We start from the raw sequence: 22744 nt of genomic DNA on the forward strand, positions 1-22744 counted from the left end.
GTGATGTCTAGATAATAAAGGGATAAATAATAAAAAATTGTGTGAAAATCATTTAGTGATATTAATTCTAGTTAAGTGCGGTGAAAAATATTGAAATTTTCTACCGCACTTAATATATGCAGAAAATGCAAAAGTGTCTGTGAAATTATTTTACTAATTCCCCTTTTGCTTGTAAGTCTGCGTGGTAAGAAGAACGCACGAAAGGCCCACAGGCAGCGTGTTCAAAGCCCATTGCGTTGGCTTTATCACGAAACGCATCAAATTCCTCAGGAGGAACATAGCGTGCCACAGGTAAATGATGGCGGCTTGGCTGCAAATATTGTCCCAAGGTTAGCATTGTTACACCGTTAGTGCGTAAATCTTGCATCACTTGCAAAATTTCTTCGTTGGTTTCGCCTAAGCCGACCATTAAGCCTGATTTGGTTGGAATATCAGGGAACATTGCTTTAAATTCACGCAATAATTTAAGCGACCATTCATAATCTGCCCCCGGGCGGATATCACGATATAAGCGTGGTACATTTTCCAAGTTGTGGTTGAACACATCAGGCGGATTATCTTTTAATTTTTCAAGCGCCTGTTCAATACGTCCGCGGAAATCAGGTACAAGGATTTCAATTTTGATTCCGGGATTGAGCTGGCGGATTTCTTTCACGCATTCTGCAAAATGACCTGCACCGCGATCTGGTAGATCATCACGATCCACTGAGGTAATTACCACATAACGCAATTTCATATCCTGAATTGTCTCTGCGAGTTTACGCGGTTCTTCTGGATCGGGTGGCAAAGGTTTACCGTGTGCCACATCACAAAATGGGCAGCGGCGGGTACAAATTGCGCCTAAAATCATAAAGGTTGCCGTACCGTGGTTAAAACATTCGTGCAAGTTAGGGCAAGATGCCTCTTCACATACAGAATGCAAACCGTGGCGACGCATTCCATTTTTGATACTGTCAATTTTCGCTGAATTGGCTGGAAGTTTGATTTTCATCCACTCAGGCTTTTTTAATAAAGGCTGGTTGGGATCAATATTTTTTACTGGGATAATGGACGTTTTTGCAGCATCACGATATTTTACGCCACGTTCCATTTTAAAAGGAGTTGCCATTAATGATCCTATTTTTGTTAAGAATTTGTTACGGAATTATACCCTAATAATTGGGTGAAGTGTGTAACTAATTTGGGCGAAACCTTGTCTGGCTTAGCCTCGCTGTGAGGGATAAAATCTGCCATTTGACACATTTCAAGCCCCGCATAACCACAAGGATTGATGTATAAGAAAGGCGTGAGATCCATATTAATATTTAGCGCGAGACCATGGAAAGAGCAGCCTTTGCGAATACGTAATCCCAAAGAGCAGATTTTTTTCTCTGCAACATACACCCCGGGCGCATCGGCTTTAGGGTAGCCTTCAATGCCATAATCTGCTAGCGTTTGCACGACGGATTGCTCAAGTGCGGTAACTAATTGGCGTACATTGAGATCTTTACCTTGTGCTTTCAGGCGTTTAATATCGATCAAGACATACATAATTTGCTGACCCAATCCGTGGTAAGTAATTTGCCCACCACGATCTGATTGCACCACAGGGATCGTACTTTGCTGTAATAAATGTTCTGGTTTTCCTGCGGAGCCTTGGGTAAACACTGCTGGGTGCTGGACTAGCCAGATCTCATCTTGGGTATTTTCATCACGCTCATCAGTGAATTTCTGCATTTTATGCCAAATTTCTTGATAATCTTGTACGCCAAGTTGACGGATAATAATGGATTGGGTCATCGCCTTTGCCTTATTGTTTATGGAGATTAAAGCACCATTCTTACGCCGTCAATTTTTGCAAGCTCGCTATAAAGCGTTTCCACTTGCTCAATATTTTCAGCCACAATATCCACAGAAATGGATTTATATGTGCCTTTTCCACTGAGGTTTTCACGTGGATTATAATCCCCTTTCGCGTATTTTTGTACCACCGAAATCACATCATCTGCTAAATCGGAGCGATTTGCACCCACGACTTTAAAGGTGAAATGACAAGGGAACTCAAGAAGATCTTTAAGTTGCTTTTGTGGAATATCTTCAAGTTTTACGATTTTTTCTTGTTCTGCCATTTTTTATCCTCAAATTTGTTAAAAATTTAGACCGCACTTTGTTTAGTGCGGTCATTTGAGCTTTTAGATTGGGAAGATTTTGTGAATTTCAAGTTTAGCTAAATAAACTTTTCACGGTTAGCACTAACCAATCCCAGATTTTGCCAAAGAAACCGCCTTCTTCTACGTTATTCATTACTTGTAAATCCACTTTGGCAATATCTTTACCATCAAGCTGATAGGTGATTTTTCCCACAACTTGCCCTTTTGCTAATGGGGCTTCAAGGTATTTTTTATCTAAATCATAACGGGCTTTCACTTCCGCTTGGCGACCTTTTGGCAAGGTGATAAATTGATCTTGCAAGACGCCAAGTTGCACTTTGCTATTATCGCCATAATAAACGCTTTGCTCGGAAACAGCTTGGTTGGCCTCTAATGTTTTAAAGGTTTCAAAGTTAGCAAATCCCCACTGTAATAATTTTTTGCTTTCAATTTCACGGCCTTTGTAAGTTGGTACGCCCATTACAACAGAAATTAAACGCATATTGCCGTTGCCTAATGCCGAAGCCACAAGGTTATAGCCTGCTTTGTCGGTATGCCCTGTTTTCATACCATCCACGTGTAATGTTTTATCCCACAATAAGCCATTGCGATTTGGCTGGCGGATTTTATTGAAGGTAAATTCTTTTTCCGCATAGATTTTGTATTCTTCAGGTAAATCACGAATGATATGCGCGCCAATTAATGCCATATCACGCGCTGAAGAATATTGATTTTCATCATCTAAACCGTGTACGGTGGTGAAATGGGTGTTTTTCAAGCCAAACTGTTCCACATAGTTATTCATCGCATTAATAAAATTCTGTGTAGATCCTGAAACGTGTTCCGCCATTGCCACACAAGCATCATTACCTGAGACCACAATAATGCCTTTATTTAAGTCAGCCACAGAAACCTGTTGATTTAAATTTAAGAACATTTTTGATGAGCCGGGGAAATTTTTCCCCCACGCACTTTCACCGATAGTCACAATATCGTTATTATGAATTTTTCCTTGTTTTAAGGCATCGCCAACCACATAGCTTGTCATCATTTTTGTGAGGGAAGCAGGATATTGACGTTGATCTGGATTCAATGCCGCTAACACCGCACCAGAATTATAATCCATCAAAATATAGGTTTGCGCATTGAGCTGTGGCGCTGCAATGCCATATTGAATCTCTTCGGCGAAGAGATTTTGGCTCGCGCATAATGTGGCGGTGATAAGTGCTACTTTTGTTTTTTTTAGCATAGATTTAAACATCATTCATTACGTCCTAAATAGAGTTAAATTTATTTTTGGTGATAAATAATCAGTGGTTTTGTTCCATTCAATTTATGTAGTTTAGCTTTTAATTGTTGCGCTTCGCTTTTAGTTTTGAATGGTCCAAATAAAATACTGTGCGATTGTTTATTTGAACTAATTTTGGTTTTGACTTTTAAGCGTTTTGCTTGTTTCACCATTTGTATCGCTTGTTTATAGGTTAAGTTTAGCATTTTTACGTGATAACCTGAAAAATTTGTCTCAGAAAGCACCGCACTTTGTTTCGGCGATAGGTCTAAACGTTTTTTAGCCTCGGGTGTTTTCGCCATTTTAGCAAGGGTATGGGTTCCCGCACCAAGAATTTTTCCTTTCGCGCTAACGTGTAACGCTTCAACACGAACCTGTCCGACACCGCGATGAATAATCCCGAGTTCTTTTGCCGCAACACGGGAAAGATCGATAATTCTTCCTTTTACAAAAGGGCCTCGATCGTTAATTTTTACGATCACTTTTCTGCCATTACGTAAATTGGTTACTAACGCGTAAGAGTTTAGCGGTAAGGTCTTATGTGCTGCGGTATAACGATTAGGATCATAATATTCCCCATTAGAGGTTTTACGCCCTGAAAATTTTTGGTGGTAGTAACTTGCGCCCCCTGTTTTGGAATAATGTTTTGCTGTACTAGGATGTTTGGTGGTATAACTGACGCCATTTACCACATAGGTATAGGTTTTATCCGCCATTTTTTGGTGGATCAGGTTAGGGCCTTTTACCCCATACAATTTTTGCGTTTCAGCATAGCCATTTACATTCGCTAATAGGAGTAAAAACGCCATACTGAGTCTAATTACTGGTATTAATTTCATTTTGGTTATTCACTTTAATCGAAATTTTGATGGAATACAGGTTAAGAACAACAAATTCTTATTTAGTTCCCCTAAAAAAATGTTCTTTATGGCTATGAATGGACATAATTAAACCGAACCCTGCCATTAAGGTGACAAAAGACGTTCCACCATAGCTTATTAATGGTAGCGGCACACCGACGACAGGTAAAATGCCACTGACCATACCGATATTGACAAAAACATAAACAAAAAAGATCAGCGTTAATGCCCCAACAAGAGTACGCCCGAAAGCATTTTGCGCTTCTACGCCAATCACTAAGCCTCTTGCTACAATAAATAAATATAGGCACATCAAAATAGCAAAACCAATCATTCCGTGTTCTTCACTCAATACTGCAAAGATAAAATCCGTATGAGGTTCAGGAAGAAATTCTAACTGCGACTGTGTCCCTTGCATCCAACCTTTTCCCCAAATTCCACCTGATCCAATGGCTATTTTCGACTGCAAAATATGATAACCCGCACCAAGGGGATCTTTTTCAGGATCAAGCAAGGTTAGTACCCTTGTCCGTTGATAATCGTGCATAAGATAAAACCACATTATGGGAATAAAACCAGCCAGCCCAATGGCCGCAATTAAAATCAGCCACCAACTCATTCCAGCAAGAAATACAACAAAAATACCAGAGGCACTGACCAAAATAGAGGTGCCTAAATCGGGCTGAATAGCCACTAATAGAGTAGGCACAATAATAATAAATAAGGCGATAAATGTGTGTTTTAATGTTGGTGGAAGTGGGCGTTGTCCCAAATAGACCGCCACCATTAATGGCACAGCAAGTTTAACAATTTCGGAGGGTTGAAAACGGAACAAGCCGAGATCTAACCAACGTTGTGCGCCCTTACTGGTTGTTCCTACCAAATCTACCAAAATCAGTAACACAATACCAATACCAAATAAATAAGGGGCAATCCCTTGATAAAAGCGTGGAGAAAATTGTGCCATCACAAACATTACCACAAAGCCCAAGACAACTTGAATGATGCGGTTACGGAACATTATTTCATTGCCGCCAGAAGCACTGTATAGCACTAATAGCCCATAGGCTGAAATAATAACCAGACCGATAAATAGCCAGAAATCAATGTGCAAACGTTGCCACAAGTTGAGCCAGATTTTCTTTTCACTCATTATTTTGTTTCCTCTTGCTGGGGTTGGGGGGCGTTCTGTTTATTTTCCATTTGACTGACTTGCGGAAGACGTTGATTAAGATAATAATCCATAATCTTTCTTACCACAGGACCAGCGTTGCTACCGCCCCCCCCAGCATTTTCTAAAATAACAGCCACAACCATTTGAGGTTTTTCATAAGGCGCATAACCGATGAACCACGCGTGATCGTGTAATTCTTTACTAAGGGATTTCGCATTATAGGTTTGATTTTCTTTTAAGCTAAAAACCTGTGCGGTGCCTGATTTCCCAGCAACGTGATAGTTCGTCCCTACAAATGCCTTACGCCCCGTCCCATTGCTTGCATTAATCACGTTATACATACCGCGTTTTGCTTGCGCCCAATAACTCTCATTTGCGTCAATATCAGGATATAACAAGGGATCTTTATAAGGCTCAAAAAAAGAGCCTTCTACCCCTTTCATTAAGTGCGGTGTATTTACCTTACCATTATTAATTAAGATGGCGAGTGCTTTTGCCACTTGCAATGGTGTTGCTGTCCAATAACCTTGCCCAATGCCGACGGAAATGGTATCGCCTTGCAGCCAAGGCTTTTTATAACGTTTTTGTTTCCATTCACGAGAGGGCATAATCGCCGAGGTTTCTTCACGAATATCAATCCCTGTTGGCATCCCAAAGCCAAAGGCTTTCATCCAACCGGAAAGTTTATCAATGCCCATATTGTAAGCGAGCTGATAAAAATAGGTATCAGAAGATTCAGTAATTGCCTTGTTGAGATCGGTGTAGCCGTGACCGGATTTTTTCCAATCGCGGAAGCGTTTGGTGCTATTAGGCAACATCCAATAGCCCGGATCAAATACCGTGGTACTTGGTGTAATGACATTTTCTTGCAAACCCGCGACAGCAATAAAAGGTTTTACGGTGGAAGCCGGCGGATAAGCCCCTTGTGTAACACGACTATAAAGTGGGCGTGTTGGATCTTCAAGCAGGCGTTTATAATCCTTGCCCGAAATGCCATCGACAAATAAATTATTATCATAGCTTGGCGTAGAAACCATCGCTAAAATGCTGCTATCTTTTGGATCTAACACAACAACAGCGCCCTTATATCCAGACAGCAGATCCGTGATATAACGTTGTAATTCCAAATCAATGGTGAGATGAATGCTTTTCCCCGCCACTGCAGGTTGCTCACGCAATTTACGAATCACTTTACCACGGTTATTGATTTCCACTTCTTCAAAGCCTACTTCGCCGTGTAATTGTTCTTCATAATAGCGTTCGATACCAAGTTTGCCGATATTGTGAGAGCCAGCATAATTGGCGTATTTCTCTTCTTTTTTTAGGCGTTCTACATCTTTATCATTAATTTTTGCCACATAACCCAAAATATGCGTGAGGGGTTCGCCATATAAATAATGACGCTTAAAGTAAGGTTTTACAGATAAACTTGGGAATTGATGCTGGTTTACTGCAAAACGTGCGATCTGTTCTTCAGTGAGATCAGGTTTGAGCAGAATGGATGTATAGCGAGAAGAACGACGACGCTCTTTTTTAAAATCAGCAATATCATCTTCATTCAAGCCAACTATTGGCTTGAGCTGTTCAAAAGTGCGGTCTAAATTTTCTACTTTTTCTGGCACGATATATAAGCCAAAAAAAGTCAGGTTTTCGGCTAACAATTTGCCATAACGATCGTAAATTAATCCCCGTGTTGGCGGCAACGGTAATAATTTGATACGGTTGCCATTAGAACGGGTCTGATAGGTATCATAATTGATAACTTGCAGATGATATAAATTGGTGAGCAAAATTGCAGACAGCCCAAGCACGCCTAAAAAAGAGACCAAAGCACGACGGATAAAGAGATTACGTTCCGCTTTTTTATCGCGGATCGGCTCCATTGTGGGCTGAGAAAGCAATTTCTTTAAATCCATTGATTACTCTCGATGATAAGGGTGATTGGTCGTAATTGACCAAGCGCGATACAAACTTTCAGCGACCACCACACGCACTAAGGGGTGAGGTAAAGTTAAAGGGGAAAGCGACCAGCTTTGCTCTGCGGCAGCTTTACATTCTGGCGATAACCCTTCTGGCCCGCCGATCAATAGGCATAAATCTCGTCCATCGTTTTTCCAGCCTTCTAGTTGTTGCGCCAGTTGTTCGGTTGTCCAAGGCTTGCCGGGAATGTCTAAAGTGACAATTTTATTGCGTCCACAAGCGGCGAGCATCGCTTTACCTTCTTGCTCTAAAATGCGTTTAATATCCGCATTTTTACCCCGTTTTCCTGCTGGGATCTCAATTAGCTCAAAAGGCATATCTTTCGGAAAACGGCGTTGATATTCCTCAAACCCTGTGGTTACCCAAGCCGGCATTTTTGTGCCTACCGCAATTAATTGGATTTTCATTTATCCCCAAAGTTTCTCTAATTGATACAGCTCACGGCTGTCTGCTTGCATAATATGAACCATCGCTTGTCCAAAATCGACCACCACCCAATCGGCAGTAGCCTTGCCCTCTTCACCAAAAGATTCAAACCCCGCTTGTTTACTCTCATCAATGAGTTTTTGCGCCAAAGCACTAATATGGCGACTTGAGGTTCCCGTGCAAATAATCATATTATCCGTTACACTTGATTTGCCTTGTACATCTAAATGCAAAATATCCACGGCTTTTAAATCATCTAATTTGTTAATTAAAAAATCTACTAATGTTGTCATACGCAATTTATATTGACTAAATTTGTTTGTTAAAAATCGGCAAATTCTATCACGAGATAAGGCAGAAATAATAGAAAAAATCACCGCACTTTATTTTGTTTATATACTGTTTATCAAAGTGCGGTGGTATTTTGACGATTTTTCTGAGATTAATAACGCTTTTTAAAACTGCGTTTATTATTTTGATAATGGTTTTGCCCAGTCCGTTTACGATAAGGTTTGGGTAAATCGCTGAGTAGTGCTTGTGGATCATATTGGCTCACAGGAATAGAATGGCCAATATATTCTTCGATGGCAGGTAAATTCATCGCATATTCCTCACAAGCAAAACTGATGGAAACCCCGCTTTCACCAGCCCGTCCCGTACGTCCAATACGATGCACGTAATCTTCGCGATCATCGGGTAAATCATAGTTGAACACGTGCGTCACATCAGGAATATGTAATCCACGAGCAGCAACATCAGTCGCCACTAAAATGTCTAATTTCCCTTCGGTAAATTGTTGCAATAAGGCAAGACGTTTTTTCTGGGCAACATCGCCCGTAAGCAAACCAACACGATGTCCATCTGCGGCTAAATAGCCCCAAATTTCTTCACAACGATGTTTTGTATTGGCAAAAATAATGCAACGCTCAGGCCACTCTTCCTCCAACAAGGTCATCAATAGAGCCATTTTGTCTTGATTAGAAGGGTAAAAGAGTTCTTCTTTAATACGGTGTCCCGTTTTTTGTAAAGGTTCAACTTCAACATATTCAGGATCATTCATATCTTCAAATGCCAACTCACGCACTTTATAAGAAAGCGTGGCAGAAAAGAGCATCGTTAAACGTTCAGCTGGCGGTGGGCATTTACGCAGTAAATAGCGAATATCCTTGATAAAACCAAGGTCAAACATTCGATCCGCTTCATCAAGTACCACCACTTCAATGTCATTTAAACGAATGATTCCTTGTTTGACATAATCAATCACACGCCCTGTTGTTCCGATTAAAATATCAATCCCTTGCTCAATGGCTTTTAGCTGTTTGTCATAGCCATCGCCACCATAAGCCAGCCCCATTTTTAACCCTGTGGCTTGTGAAAGTGCCGCACCATCATTGCTAATTTGCACAGCAAGCTCACGGGTAGGGGCTAAAATTAATGCGCGCGGTTGTGTGGCGTTATGCGGGGAATTCACGCTTAATAAATGATGAAAAGTGGCGGTTAGAAACGCCATTGTTTTACCCGTTCCTGTTTGTGCTTGCCCGGCAACATCACGTCCTGCAAGGGTGATAGGTAAAGAAAGCGCTTGGATTGGTGTACAGTATTCAAACCCATTTTTTTCTAAACAATGACGTACCGTTGGGTTTAAAGGAAGATCAGCAAAACGTTGCTGAGTTAAATGATTATTTTGCATAAGTTATCTTAAGTGATAAAAAATTGTTGTAAGCATAGCACGAAGGGGAAAAATTCCCAAGATGCTTGTTTGGCACGGCGGTTTAAATAAAAGAAAAACAAATCTTATCGTGATTAAAAATGTAGCATTTACTGGCTGTTTTTTAGCATTTTTTATCTGATTTTGTAGCAAGATTAAATTACCTCTTTATGCTTATAGAAAGCAAATTATATAGAGTTTGATAACTATTTGGAGTTATTTTTATGTAGCAAAAATAACTCCAAATAGTTATTCTTGGGAAAAACATTGATCAAACGCAAAGAATGGCAAAATAGCGCTGAAAAATGAGAATGAATTTGTTATTTTTAAGCGTGAAAAGCTTTCTCTTAATTCATTATCATATTGTTTTAATGAGAAAAATTATCATTTTGTTATGTCAATTTTCATAACACCGCATTGATCAATGTAATGGAGTAATTATCGTGAACATTTTCAGAAAAACGTTAGCTTCTCTGGCAATGGCTGGATTGACTTTAGTGGTTGCGCAGTCTGCAATCGCAACAGATAACAGTGCTGCAGAAAAGCGTGCCGCAACACGTGAGGAATTAGCAAAACCCAACCCTGATTTGAAGATTGAGACAATCAGTGAAAAATTTGCAGAAAAATATCCGAAACAATACCAAGGTTGGGCTAATACGGCTGAATCTACGGAAATTGTTCCTGCCATTGAGGTTGACCCTAGAATGATTGTTATGTGGGGCGGTTATGCATTCTCTAAAGAATATAACAAACCTCGTGGGCATTTTTATACCGTTACAGATGTGCGTAATATTTTACGTACAGGCGCACCTTTTGATGCAAATAGTGGGCCACAACCAATGGCGTGCTGGACTTGTAAAGGGCCAGATGTGCCACGTTTAATTGCTGAATGGGGAGAAGAAGGTTATTTCAATGGAAAATGGGCTAAAGCAGGAAATGAGATTGTTAACCCAATTGGGTGTGCGGATTGCCACGATACGACTTCAAAAGAGTTTGCGGAAGGGAAACCAGCATTGCGTATTGCTCGCCCACACGTTTTACGTGCTTTAGATACCATAGGTAAAGATTTCGCTCATTTAGATAAAACAGATAAGCGCGGAGCAATTTGTGCAAATTGCCACGTTGAATATTATTTTGATAAAAAAGTGGTGAATAATGTGGTGTTCCCTTGGATGAAAGGGGTGGATGTAGATAGTATGGAAAAATACTACGACAGCATTGAATTCTATGATTGGATCCATTCTATTTCTAAAGCGCCTATGCTAAAAGCACAGCACCCAGATTATGAAACTTGGTTACAAGGTACACACGGTAAAAATGGCGTAACCTGTGTGGATTGCCATATGCCAAAAGTCCAAGGCGCTGATGGTAAAGTTTACACTGACCACAAAATTGGCAATCCGCTTGATTCTTTTGAAAACACCTGTGCAAACTGCCACGATCAAAGTAAAGAAACCTTAACAAAAGTGGTGGCAGGTCATAAAAAAGATATCAAAGATGTAATGATTAAACTTGAAGACCAAATTGTGAAAGCGCACTTTGAAGCAAAAGCCGCTTGGGAAGCAGGTGCGACAGAAGAAGAAATGAAACCTGCATTGCAAGATATTCGTCATGCACAATGGCGTTGGGATTACTCAGCAGCAGGACATGGTGGGCATATTCACGCACCAGATGTTATTTTAAAAACCATCGCAACAGGGTTAGATCAAATTGCTGATGCAAGAACTAAACTTGCCGTCATTTTAACCAAGCACGGAGTGAAACAGCCGATCAATTATCCTGATATTTCAAATGCAGAGAATGCGTGGAAAGCAATGGGTATTGATATTGAAAAAGAGCGTGCGGCAAAAGATAAATTCCTCAAAGAAGTGATTCCTCAATGGAATAAAGAGGCACTGGACAAAGGCTTAATGGAAAAAGCACCTCCAGCAAAATAAGCGAAAAAGCAACCGCACTTTACGCTAAATCAAAGTGCGGTCTATTTTGAACCAAAATTTGAGGTAATAGGAAATGAATGCTGTATTAAAGAAAGTGGTTAAGCTCAGTGCCTTGCTTGCGATAACGATCTTTGCTTTACCCACTCAAGCTAATACTAAAAACGCTGAATTAAGTTATCAACCTACGTTAGAAAATCAGCGTAATCCCAATGAGTATTGTGCAAAATGTCATAAACTAGATGCTAATGATGAACAATCTGGTGGTGATTTACATTTTGGTAAATTTCACGGCACACACTTATCTAAAACCAATCCAAGCACAGGGAAACCGATTACTTGTGTGAGCTGCCACGGTAATATTTCTGAAAATCACCGTCGTGGTGTGAAAGACGTGATGCGTTTTGAAAGCGATATTTTCTCTGACAAACAACCGATGTACTCAGTGCAAGAACAAAATCAAGTGTGTTTCTCTTGCCATCGCCCTGAAAAATTACGCGAAAAACTTTGGGCGCACGATGTTCACGCAATGAAATTGCCTTGTGCCGCCTGCCATACCTTGCACCCAGAAAAAGATGCAATGAAAGGTATTGAGAAAAAACAACGTGTTAAACTTTGCGTGGATTGTCACGGAGAACAACAAAAACGTAAAGCCCTAAAAGATCTTGACCCGACTAGCAAACAAAAGGATAACAAATGACAACTTGCTCACGCCGTAATTTTGTTTCTGGTATGGGAGCTTTGATCCTAATGACAGGAACAACAATTAAGTCAGTCGCACAAGATAAGGCAGAAGAAAAGCCAATTCGTTATGCAATGTTGCACGATGAAACGGCTTGCATTGGTTGTACCGCTTGTATGGATGCGTGTCGTGAAACCAACCAAGTGCCAGAAGGCGTTTCACGTTTAGAAATTATTCGTAGCGAACCTTATGGTGAATTCCCTGACGTGAAATATGAATTTTTCCGTCATTCTTGCCAGCATTGTAGCAATGCACCTTGTGTTGCAGTATGCCCAACAGGGGCGTCTTATATTGATGCGTCCACAGGTATTGTTGATGTTAATAAAGATCTCTGCGTTGGCTGTCAATACTGTATCGCGGTATGTCCGTATCGTGTTCGTTTTATTCACCCTGTGTATAAATCAGCAGATAAATGTAATTTCTGCCGTGATACGAATTTAGCCAAAGGTAAACAGCCCGCTTGTGTGGAGGCCTGTCCAACCAAAGCCTTAACCTTTGGTAATACAAACGATCCGCAAAGCGACATTTCTTTAAAACTGAAAGAAAAACAAACCTATCGTACAAAGGTTGAATTAGGTACAGATCCAAATCTTTACCACGTTCCAGCTAGAGCAGGGGAGATCAGACGATGAACAGTCCATTTCATTTCCCATCTTTAGTATGGGACGGGCCGATTGCGATTTATCTCTTTTTATTAGGGATTTCCGCAGGGGCGACAATGCTTGCCGTATTGCTAAAACGTGCAGGATTGGCTGGGGAACATCCTGAAGAAAGTCATATCTTGAAGGTAAATGCCTTACTTGCACCAATAAGCATTACCATTGGCTTATTATTATTGATTTTCCACTTAACCAAACCTTGGACATTTTGGTACTTAATGTTCAATTATCACCACACATCAATTATGTCTGCTGGGGTGATGTTGTTCCAAGTCTATATGTTGTTCTTGGTATTATGGTTAGCGATTATCTTTAAGTCCTTAGTGCTTAGCTTAGTGAAACGCTTTGTGCCGAAACTCACTAATCTTGCAGAGAAAATCATCGATCTTGCAACAAAATTTACCAATGGGATCGAGATTATTACCTTGTTGCTTAGCGTAGCATTAGGGGCATATACAGGGTTCTTACTTTCTGCATTAGTGAGTTATCCAATGCTAAATAATCCTGTATTACCAGTGCTATTCCTTGCATCAGGGACTTCATCAGGGATTGCTGCATTGATTTTCTTTACCATTTTATGCACCAAAGAAAACCCTCATTCTAAAGGCTTGGCATTCTTACACAAATTTGAGCAGCCCGTGGTACTCATTGAAGCCTTTTTACTTTTCGCTTTCTTCTTTGGATTATATTTAGGTGGTGGGCAAAAAACGGTGGCATTTCACACCGCACTTTCAGGGGGCTTCTGGGCGAACGTCTTCTGGATCGGCGTGGTCGGCATCGGGATTGTATTACCACTCCTATTAAACGCCGTTGCAGGTGAAAAACTTAAGCACCAAAAGGGCTTTATGTTGATTGTCGCGGGGCTTGGCTTAATCGGGGTGCTTTGCTTGCGTTACTTTATTTTATACGCAGGACAAATGACTTTAGCATAAAAAGCCAATTAATGATTATCAGGCGAACCAAGGTGTTCGCCTTTGTTTTAATGTGATGTGGATTTTACGGTAATCCCTTATCCGAAAAATGAAAAGGAAAAATGAGGGAAAAATTAAAGTGCGGTGCATTTTTTACACTTTTTTACCACAGGTAGGATATAGAAAGTATTTAGATGATTTCACCACATCACGCAATGACATTACGGCATATTTTCTCTAAAATACAGGATAAATTAATCAGCTAATATGACGATGATCCCTGAACTTGCTTTTCTTGCTTTACTTTTTGCTCTTGTTTCCGCATTACTGTTGGCGATCGTGCCGCATATTGGGATTAAACAGGGGAATCCGCGCCTTATCACCTCTGCGTGGAATCTGAGTTATCTCTTTGGGATTTTTACTATCCTTTCTTTGCTCGGGCTTGCTTATTGTTTTACGGTTGATGATTTCTCACTACAATATGTTGCAGCGCATTCTAATTCGGCATTGCCGTTATTTTTCAAAATTGCCGCCACTTGGGGCGGACACGAAGGCTCAATGCTGTTTTGGCTTTTTTCTTTAGGCTTATGGACAATGGCGTTTGCCTTTTTTAGTCGCAACATTGATCCCATTATTGCGAGTCGAACTCTGTCTATTCTTGGCTTACTTTGTTTTGGTTTCGCACTATTTATTGTTTTTTTCTCAAATCCCTTTGAGCGCCTGTTGCCTAGCCCATTGGAAGGGCGTGATCTTAATCCAATGTTGCAAGATGTGGGGCTGATTTTTCATCCTCCATTGCTTTATTTTGGCTATGTAGGTTTTGCGGTGAATTTTGCTCTTACCCTTGCCACCTTATTAAGTGGGCATTTTGATGCCGCAATTGCTCGCTGGACACGCCCTTGGGTGTTACTTTCTTGGTTCTTTTTGACTTTAGGGATAATGTTAGGCGCGTGGTGGGCATATTATGAACTTGGCTGGGGCGGTTGGTGGTTCTGGGATCCCGTAGAAAATGCCTCATTAATGCCGTGGTTACTCGGGCTAGGGCTATTGCATAGTTTATCGGTGAGCGAACAGCGTGGCATTTTCCATTACTGGACGATTTTATTTTCACTTTTTGCTTTTGCATTTAGCTTATTAGGCACCTTTATTGTGCGTTCTGGTGTACTCACCTCTGTACACGCCTTTGCGATGGATAGTGAACGGGGAATGGCACTGTTAATGCTCTTTTTCTTACTGACAACCTGTTCACTGACCTTATTTGCACTTAAAGTCAATGTGCGTCCAAGTGAAAATAGTGCGGTGCGTTTTTCTCTTTTTTCTAAAGAAAGCCTAATGCTTATTGCGAATATTTTACTGGCAGTGGCAACGGCAAGCGTATTTTTAGGCACGTTTTACCCTATGCTCTTTAGCACAATGGGGTGGGGATCGATCTCTGTTGGCGCACCTTATTTTAATACGATTTTCTTGCCCCTGATTGTGCTGGCTTTGCTGGCGATGATTATTGTGGTGAGTGCATTTTGGAAAAAAATTCACTGCAGGCTGTTGTCTCGTAATGTTTTACTGCTGATCCCCGCTTGTGGTCTTGCTTATATTATGATCGCATTCACCATTCAAAATGATGAAACGTTACATTTTCAGCCTTTACCTTTTGCATTAATCAGTTTAGCGCTTTGGTTGCTAAGTGTTACCCTTTGGGGCGGGTGGCGAGCTTTGTCTTTAACCCGTTGGGCAATGGTGATTGCGCATTGTGGGCTAGCTCTCAGCGTGATTGGTGCAACAATGTCGAGCTATTTTGCCAGCGAAATTGGTGTACGCCTAGCACCGCAACAAAGCCAAATGCTCAATGGCTATGAATTTACTTATCTTGGTTTCCGTAATGAATTAGGGGCGAATTATACCAGTGAAGTGGCACAATTTGAGATTAAAAAAGCAGGTAAAAAAATCACCGCACTTTATCCCGAACGTCGTTATTATGATGTGCGGACAATGAATATGTCCGAAGTAGGATTATATTGGAGTTTGCTCGGCGATATTTATATCGTGATGGGCGATAAACTGGGCGCAGGTGAATTTTCTTTCCGTTTGCATTATAAGCCCTTTGTTCGCTGGTTATGGATTGGGGCAACATTAATGGCTTTTGGCGCATTATTAGCCGCCTTTGGTTTGAGAACAAGGAGAGCAAAAGATGAATAGAAAAGCACTTGTTTTTCTGCCCTTATTATTGATTATTGCACTATGTGGCTTGCTATTATTAGGACTGCAAAATGATCCGAAAAAAATTGCTTCTGCTTTAATTGGCAAACCCGTGCCTGAATTTTATCAACCTGATTTGTTCGATCCTGCAACCAACGTGAATAATCATTCCTTGCCGAGTGAGGTTTATTTGATTAATGTGTGGGGGAGTTGGTGTACTTATTGTAAGCAAGAACACGCTTTTTTGATGGATTTGCAAAAGCAAGGTGTACCGATTGTGGGATTAAATTATCGTGATAAACGGCAAAATGCGTTATTAATGTTACGAGAAATGGGCAATCCTTTTCATCTTATTATTGATGATAGCAAAGGCTTACTAGCAATGAAATTAGGCGTAGATGGTGCGCCAGAAACGTATTTCGTCGATGCGAATGGTATTATTCGTTATCGCTATTCAGGGCCATTGAATAAGCAAATTTGGCAACAAGAATTTCAGCCTTTATGGCAAAAATTTGCACAAAATGCACCGCACTTATCTTTACAAGCGATGAGTCAAAAGGAAAGTAAAGAATGAAGAAATGGTGGTTTGCAATTATTACACTGGTTACAATCCTTCCGCTGGCTCAGGCAGAAATGGTAGATACCTTTGAATTCTCTCACCCTGAGGAACGCACAAGAGCTGTCGCACTGGCGAAATCCTTACGTTGCCCACAATGTCAAAATCAAAACTTGGTGGAATCCAATTCCCCTATTGCTTATGATTTGCGTATTGAAGTTTATAAAATGGTGGAAGCAGGTAAGAGTAATGAGCAAATTATTGAAACGATGACAAATCGCTTTGGTGATTTTGTTCGTTATAATCCCCCCGTGAAATCCACTACCACTTTGTTGTGGGGATTACCGTTCTTATTGTTACTGTTTGGCGCAGTGGCTATGTGGCGAATGTTGCGCGTCAAACAATCACAGCAAAGTGTCGCATTCAGTGCAGAGCAGCAAGACGCACTAAAGCATTTATTAGCAAAAACGGATAAATCAGAATGACTTTTTTTATCGGTATTACCCTTTTATTATTGATTAGTCTTGGGCTTTGGTTACCTTTAGGACGAAGGATAAATTGGCAGAAAAATTATCGCCAACAGCAAAATATTGCCCTTTATCAGCAACAAACAAAAGGTAAGCTTGATCCAGAATTGTTACAAGAATTTGCCCAACGGCTACTTGATGATGAAAAACAGCGAGAAAAACAACCGCACTTTGTTATTTCTTCCAAGACAAAAGCACGCCCTTATTTTGTTGGATTAAATTTATTATTGATTGGCTTGCCGATAGGCTATTATTTTTCCCTTGATCGCTTTTCTACTGAACTGCAATATCAACAGCAAGTGCATGCTAAACAACCGTTTGTAGATCCCTTAACCGCCCCTTTTACGGAACAACCTACGGGACAAAAAAATGAATCCTATGTGGAAAAAATTCAGCAGCGCTTACGGCAAAACCCTAACAACAGTGAGGATTGGATCGAATTAGGGCAGGCTTATATGCAAAATAATGAATTTGATAATGCACTGCTGGCTTATTCTTATGCCGATCGTTTAACGGGCGGTAAACCGGCTATTTTAGGTTTAGCCGCGAATGTGTTGTATCAACAGGCAGGGCAAAAAATCACCCCACAAGTGCAGGCTATGCTTGATCAAGCCTTACAGCAAGATCCGAAAGAGGCATCAAGTTTATCGTTATTAGCGGGAGATGCCTTTATGAAAACGGATTATGCCAATGCGATTGCACTTTGGCAACGTCTGTTGGATTCGGATAAATCGGGAATCGATCGTCGCACGATCATTCAACGTATGCAAATGGCAGAAATACTACAAAACGCCAAAAATGGAGCAAAGTAAAGAATGACACAATGGGTTTCTGATACGCTAATTATTGGCGCAGGTGCAGCTGGGCTATTTTGTGCTGGACAACTTGGTAAACAAGGTAAACAGGTAACAGTTCTTGATAGCGGTAAAAAAGCGGGGCGAAAAATTTTAATGTCAGGCGGTGGGTTTTGTAATTTCACTAATTTAGAGGTTACGCCACAGCATTATCTTTCGCACAATCCACATTTTGTTAAATCTGCATTGGCTCGTTTTACTCAATGGGATTTTATCGCTTTAGTCGCAGAATATGGTATTGCTTATCACGAAAAAGAACTCGGGCAATTGTTTTGTGATGAAAGTTCACAACAGATTGTGGATTTGTTACTCGCAGAATGTAAGAAATATCAGGTTAATATTCAGCTACGCCAGCACATTGAGCAAGTTTCTAAGTCAGAAAAAGGCGGTTTTACTGTGCAAGCCAATGGGCAAACTTGGTATTGTAATCAGCTGGTCGTGGCAACGGGAGGGCTTTCAATGCCAGCCTTAGGTGCATCGCCATTAGGTTATCAAATTGCTGAACAGTTTGGATTGGCAGTGATCTCTCCGCGTGCTTCCCTCGTACCGTTTCGTTGGCGAGAAACAGAACAATTTTACACCGCACTTGCTGGCGTTTCTTTGCCTGTTCGCGTCAGTGCAGAAAATGGGCAATCTTTTATCAACCAATTGTTGTTTACTCATCGTGGTATTTCAGGGCCGGCGATTTTACAAATTTCTAATTATTGGCAGCCCAATGAATGGGTGGAAGTTGATCTATTACCCAACCAATCTATTTGTGATTATTTACTTGAATTACGCCAAACTTCGCCGAAGTTGCAGTTAAAAACCGCATTATCACGTATTTTGCCAAATAAATTGGTAGAGCTTTGGCAAACCAGAGAGAGCATTCCAATAGAAACATTGGCGAATTTAACCAAAGGGCAGTTGGAACAGTTAGATAATGTTATTCATCACTGGCAAATTTTCCCTAATGGTACAGAAGGTTATCGCACGGCAGAGGTTACAATGGGCGGGGTAGATACGCACGAAATTTCATCAAAAACAATGGAAAGTACGAAAGTCAAAGGATTGTATTTTATCGGCGAAGTGCTAGATGTAACAGGCTGGCTTGGTGGCTATAACTTTCAATGGGCGTGGAGTTCAGCTTACGCTTGTGCCAGCCATATTGCCTGTTTATAAGCCCATTTCCCATTTTGATTGCCTGCAAAAAGAGATTTGATCCGAGTGAAAATCTCGTTAAAATGGCAGGCTAATTTCCCTTTTCATCTAATCAACGGCAACAATAACAAGGATTTTTTATGTCAGAACCGCGTTTCGTGCATTTGCGTGTGCATAGCGATTTTTCAATGATTAACGGTATTGCTAAAGTCAAACCATTAGTCAAAGCCTGCGTGGAAAACGAAATGGTGGCAATGGCATTGACAGATTTCACCAATTTTTGTGGTTTAGTCCGTTTTTATGGAGAAGCATTATCTTCAGGTATAAAACCTATTGTGGGTGCTGATGTATTAGTGAAAAGTGATTTGCTTGGAGATGAACACTTTGAGCTGACGTTACTCGCCAAAAATAATACGGGCTATCATAATATTACCTTATTATTATCCAAAGCTTATGAACGAGGTTACACGGATTTACCTTATATCGATCAACAATGGCTAGTGGAACACCGCGAAGGCTTAATTATTCTCTCTGGTGGACGCAATGGTGATATTGGAAAAAAATTGTTGAAGAATAACCCTGCTGATATAGAAAGTGCGGTCCATTTTTATCAAGAATTTTTTCCCAATCATTTTTATTTAAGCCTTTGCCGTACAGGTCGCCCTGAAGAAGAGCGTTATATCCAAGCCGCCTTAAAATTGGCTGAAAAACATCATATCCCTCTTGTGGCAACCAATGATGTATGTTTCTTGTCTTCGCAAGATTTTGAGGCACACGAGATCCGCGTGGCAATTCACGATAGCTACACCTTAGATGATCCTAAACGTCCGAAATTATATAGCGATCAGCAATATTTCCGTACTGAGCAGGAAATGTGTGAATTATTTGCAGATATTCCCAGCGCTCTGGCAAATACCGTACAAATTGCTAAGCGTTGTAATGTAACCATTCGTTTGGGGGAATATTTTTTACCTAAATTTCCCACCGGGGATCTTAGTACAGAAGATTATTTGGTACAAAAATCCCGTGAAGGCTTGGAGGAGCGTCTCGCCTTTTTATTCCCCGATGAAAAAGAGCGGGCAGAAAAACGTAAAGAATATGACGAACGCTTGCAAGTTGAACTAGACGTGATTAACCAAATGGGTTTCCCGGGTTACTTCTTAATCGTGATGGAGTTTATCCAGTGGTCGAAAGATAACGATATTCCTGTTGGACCTGGGCGTGGTTCTGGGGCAGGATCATTGGTGGCTTATGCGTTGAAAATTACTGATCTTGATCCCCTTGAATTTGATTTGCTGTTTGAGCGTTTTTTAAATCCAGAACGGGTATCAATGCCCGATTTTGACGTGGATTTCTGTATGGACGGGCGAGATCGCGTGATTGAACACGTGGCGGAAACCTATGGACGCGGTGCGGTGTCGCAGATTATCACCTTTGGTACAATGGCGGCCAAAGCGGTTATCCGTGATGTAGGACGGGTGCTGGGGCATCCTTATAGCTTTGTGGATCGCATTTCTAAATTAGTTCCGCCTGATCCGGGAATGACCTTAGCCAAAGCCTTTGAAGCAGAACCTCGTTTGCCTGAAATTTATGAAAGCGATGAAGAAGTTAAAGCATTAATTGATATGGCGCGCAAGCTCGAGGGGGTAACGCGTAACGCAGGGAAACACGCAGGGGGCGTGGTGATTTCGCCGGGGCTGATCACTGATTTTTCGCCCTTATATTGTGATAGCGAAGGCAAACACCCTGTTACCCATTTTGATAAAAATGATGTGGAATATGCCGGGCTGGTGAAGTTTGACTTCTTAGGATTGCGTACGCTAACCATTATTAAATGGGCATTGGATATGATTAATACGCGTCTGGCTAAAGAAGGCAAGCCGTTAGTGGATATTAATCGTATTCCACTTGATGATGCGCAATCTTTCCAAGTGTTACTCAATGCAGAAACTACCGCAGTATTCCAGCTAGAATCGCGCGGAATGAAGGATTTGATTAAGCGCCTGAAACCAGACTGTTTTGAAGATATTATTGCGTTGGTTGCGTTGTTCCGTCCGGGGCCGTTGCAATCAGGAATGGTGGATAATTTTATTCGCCGTAAACACGGTGAAGAAGAAATTTCTTACCCTGATGCAGAATATCAGCACATTTCACTCAAACCGATTTTAGAGCCAACCTACGGTATCATTTTATATCAAGAACAAGTGATGCAAATTGCGCAGGTGCTGGCAGGTTATACTCTTGGGGGAGCTGATTTATTACGTCGGGCAATGGGGAAAAAGAAACCCGAAGAAATGGCAAAACAACGCTCTGTATTTGAAGAAGGGGCAATTAAAAACGGCATTGACGGTAACCTTGCAATGAAAATTTTCGATTTAGTAGAAAAATTTGCAGGTTACGGATTTAATAAATCGCACTCCGCGGCGTATGCCTTGGTTTCTTACCAAACATTATGGCTAAAAGCGCATTATCCCGCAGAATTTATGGCGGCAGTAATGACTTCTGAAATGGATAACACGGAAAAAATCGTTGGGCTATACGATGAATGTTTGCGTATGGGCTTAACGGTTACGCCGCCAGATATTAATACCGGGAAACACCATTTCAGCGTGAATGATAATGGCGAGATCGTGTATGGCATCGGCGCGATTAAAGGGGTGGGGGAAGGCCCGATTGAAGCCTTGATTTTTGCGCGTGAGCAAGGAGGCATTTTTAAAGATTTATTCGATCTTTGCGCCAGAGTAGATTTAAAGAAAATTAACCGCCGTACTTTTGAAAGCCTGATAATGTCAGGTGCATTCGATAAATTAGGCCCACACCGCGCCGCGCTGGCAAAAAATTTAGAAGACGCCCTCAAAGCCTCCGATCAATATGCTAAAAATGAAGCTATCGGGCAGGCGGATATGTTTGGCGTGCTAACTGAAACGCCAGAAGAAGTGGAGCAGGCTTATGCGAAAACACCACGTTGGAGCGAAAAACAAATTTTAGACGGCGAACGGGAAACCCTTGGGCTTTACTTGAGTAGCCACCCGATTAGCCCTTATTTAAAAGAGATCGCCCATTACAGCTCAACAAGGCTAAAAGATCTTGTGCCAAATTATCGTGGACAAATTAGCACAACCTGCGGTTTAGTGGTGAGTTCGCGTGTGGCGATCACGAAAAAAGGCAACCGCTTAGGCATTGCCACCTTAGATGACCGCTCGGGGCGTTTAGATCTCACGTTATTCGGTGAAAGCCTCGATCGTTTTGGTGAAAAATTGCAGAAAGACACTATTGTGATTGCTTCAGGGCAGGTGAGTTTTGATGATTTTTCACAAGGCTTAAAAATGTCTGTGCGAGAATTAATGACCCTTGACGAAGCACGCAGTCGCTACGCCAAAAGTCTGGCGATTTGCTTAACGCAAGAACAGCTTTCGCCACATTTTATTAAGCAATTTAAAGATACTCTTAGCCCATATAGCGGTGGTGCGTTACCCATTAATATTTATTACCAAAGCCCACAAGGACGCGCGTTAGTAAAACTCGGCGTGCAGTGGTCAGTGAATCCAAGTGATGAATTGATTAATACGCTAGTGGAAATGCTCGGCGAAAGTGCGGTGGAAATTGAGTTTAAATAATTGAAATGTAAAAATAAAATAAGGCGGAACAAACCGCCTTATTTTT

General features: G+C 41.1%; 20 protein-coding genes. 10 read left to right on the top strand and 10 right to left on the bottom strand.

The window, feature by feature from the left end; translation table 11 throughout:
- Positions 1-145 precede the first annotated feature (145 nt).
- The 10 genes from lipA to rhlB form a co-directional block, all read right to left on the bottom strand.
- On the bottom strand, positions 146-1108 hold the full coding sequence (lipA, locus tag L4F91_RS02400; RefSeq protein ID WP_250350809.1) for a lipoyl synthase: 963 nt from the start codon (positions 1106-1108) through the stop codon (positions 146-148).
- A gap of 17 nt (positions 1109-1125) precedes the next feature.
- Positions 1126-1779, bottom strand: a complete 654-nt coding sequence (gene lipB, locus L4F91_RS02405) for a lipoyl(octanoyl) transferase LipB (RefSeq protein WP_250350808.1) — start codon at positions 1777-1779, stop codon at positions 1126-1128.
- A gap of 26 nt (positions 1780-1805) precedes the next feature.
- Complete coding sequence (gene ybeD, locus L4F91_RS02410) at positions 1806-2108, bottom strand: DUF493 family protein YbeD (protein WP_250364189.1); 303 nt, start codon at positions 2106-2108, stop codon at positions 1806-1808.
- A gap of 94 nt (positions 2109-2202) precedes the next feature.
- Positions 2203-3390, bottom strand: a complete 1188-nt coding sequence (locus tag L4F91_RS02415) for a serine hydrolase (RefSeq protein ID WP_250351597.1) — start codon at positions 3388-3390, stop codon at positions 2203-2205.
- Between the two features lie 29 nt (positions 3391-3419).
- On the bottom strand, positions 3420-4256 hold the full coding sequence (locus L4F91_RS02420; protein ID WP_250364190.1) for a septal ring lytic transglycosylase RlpA family protein: 837 nt from the start codon (positions 4254-4256) through the stop codon (positions 3420-3422).
- A gap of 58 nt (positions 4257-4314) precedes the next feature.
- Positions 4315-5430 carry a rod shape-determining protein RodA gene (gene rodA / locus L4F91_RS02425; protein ID WP_265762216.1) on the bottom strand — a complete coding sequence of 372 codons (1116 nt, stop codon included), beginning with the start codon at positions 5428-5430 and terminating at the stop codon, positions 4315-4317.
- Entirely contained in the window at positions 5430-7367 is a 1938-nt protein-coding gene (gene mrdA / locus L4F91_RS02430; protein WP_250364192.1) for a penicillin-binding protein 2, read from the bottom strand. The genes rodA and mrdA overlap by 1 nt, the downstream gene beginning before the upstream one ends.
- Positions 7368-7370: 3 nt before the next feature.
- Complete coding sequence (gene rlmH, locus L4F91_RS02435) at positions 7371-7838, bottom strand: 23S rRNA (pseudouridine(1915)-N(3))-methyltransferase RlmH (RefSeq protein WP_017805627.1); 468 nt, start codon at positions 7836-7838, stop codon at positions 7371-7373.
- Entirely contained in the window at positions 7839-8150 is a 312-nt protein-coding gene (rsfS, locus tag L4F91_RS02440) for a ribosome silencing factor (RefSeq protein WP_250350803.1), read from the bottom strand.
- A gap of 149 nt (positions 8151-8299) precedes the next feature.
- Positions 8300-9547 carry an ATP-dependent RNA helicase RhlB gene (rhlB, locus tag L4F91_RS02445; RefSeq protein WP_395897064.1) on the bottom strand — a complete coding sequence of 416 codons (1248 nt, stop codon included), beginning with the start codon at positions 9545-9547 and terminating at the stop codon, positions 8300-8302.
- A 497-nt stretch (positions 9548-10044) separates the two neighbouring features.
- Between rhlB and nrfA the strand changes: the two genes are divergently transcribed.
- The 10 genes from nrfA to dnaE all read left to right on the top strand — a co-directional run bounded on the left by nrfA (position 10045) and on the right by dnaE (position 22698).
- Positions 10045-11502: an ammonia-forming nitrite reductase cytochrome c552 subunit gene (gene nrfA / locus L4F91_RS02450; protein ID WP_250351596.1), complete on the top strand. Its 1458-nt coding sequence runs from the start codon at positions 10045-10047 to the stop codon at positions 11500-11502.
- A gap of 73 nt (positions 11503-11575) precedes the next feature.
- Positions 11576-12199 carry a cytochrome c nitrite reductase pentaheme subunit gene (gene nrfB / locus L4F91_RS02455; protein ID WP_250350801.1) on the top strand — a complete coding sequence of 208 codons (624 nt, stop codon included), beginning with the start codon at positions 11576-11578 and terminating at the stop codon, positions 12197-12199.
- A complete protein-coding gene (nrfC, locus tag L4F91_RS02460; RefSeq protein WP_250350800.1) occupies positions 12196-12873 on the top strand; it encodes a cytochrome c nitrite reductase Fe-S protein in 678 nt (225 codons plus the stop codon). Before nrfB ends, nrfC begins: the two co-directional genes overlap by 4 nt.
- Complete coding sequence (nrfD, locus tag L4F91_RS02465; protein ID WP_395897067.1) at positions 12870-13832, top strand: cytochrome c nitrite reductase subunit NrfD; 963 nt, start codon at positions 12870-12872, stop codon at positions 13830-13832. The genes nrfC and nrfD overlap by 4 nt, the downstream gene beginning before the upstream one ends.
- A gap of 252 nt (positions 13833-14084) precedes the next feature.
- Positions 14085-16004 carry a heme lyase NrfEFG subunit NrfE gene (gene nrfE / locus L4F91_RS02470; RefSeq protein ID WP_395897797.1) on the top strand — a complete coding sequence of 640 codons (1920 nt, stop codon included), beginning with the start codon at positions 14085-14087 and terminating at the stop codon, positions 16002-16004.
- Positions 15997-16578, top strand: a complete 582-nt coding sequence (locus L4F91_RS02475) for a DsbE family thiol:disulfide interchange protein (protein ID WP_395897069.1) — start codon at positions 15997-15999, stop codon at positions 16576-16578. Before nrfE ends, L4F91_RS02475 begins: the two co-directional genes overlap by 8 nt.
- A complete protein-coding gene (nrfF, locus tag L4F91_RS02480; RefSeq protein ID WP_250350797.1) occupies positions 16575-17045 on the top strand; it encodes a heme lyase NrfEFG subunit NrfF in 471 nt (156 codons plus the stop codon). The genes L4F91_RS02475 and nrfF overlap by 4 nt, the downstream gene beginning before the upstream one ends.
- Positions 17042-17899: a c-type cytochrome biogenesis protein gene (locus L4F91_RS02485; protein ID WP_250350796.1), complete on the top strand. Its 858-nt coding sequence runs from the start codon at positions 17042-17044 to the stop codon at positions 17897-17899. Before nrfF ends, L4F91_RS02485 begins: the two co-directional genes overlap by 4 nt.
- A gap of 3 nt (positions 17900-17902) precedes the next feature.
- The gene (locus L4F91_RS02490; protein ID WP_395897071.1) at positions 17903-19102 is read left to right on the top strand and encodes an NAD(P)/FAD-dependent oxidoreductase; all 1200 of its coding nucleotides are present in this window, start codon (positions 17903-17905) and stop codon (positions 19100-19102) included.
- A gap of 119 nt (positions 19103-19221) precedes the next feature.
- Positions 19222-22698, top strand: coding sequence for a DNA polymerase III subunit alpha (gene dnaE, locus L4F91_RS02495; RefSeq protein WP_395897073.1), 3477 nt, complete (start codon positions 19222-19224; stop codon positions 22696-22698).
- Positions 22699-22744: the final 46 nt, after the last annotated feature.

Source organism: Avibacterium sp. 20-126, from assembly GCF_044358625.1.
Taxonomy (GTDB): domain Bacteria; phylum Pseudomonadota; class Gammaproteobacteria; order Enterobacterales; family Pasteurellaceae; genus Avibacterium.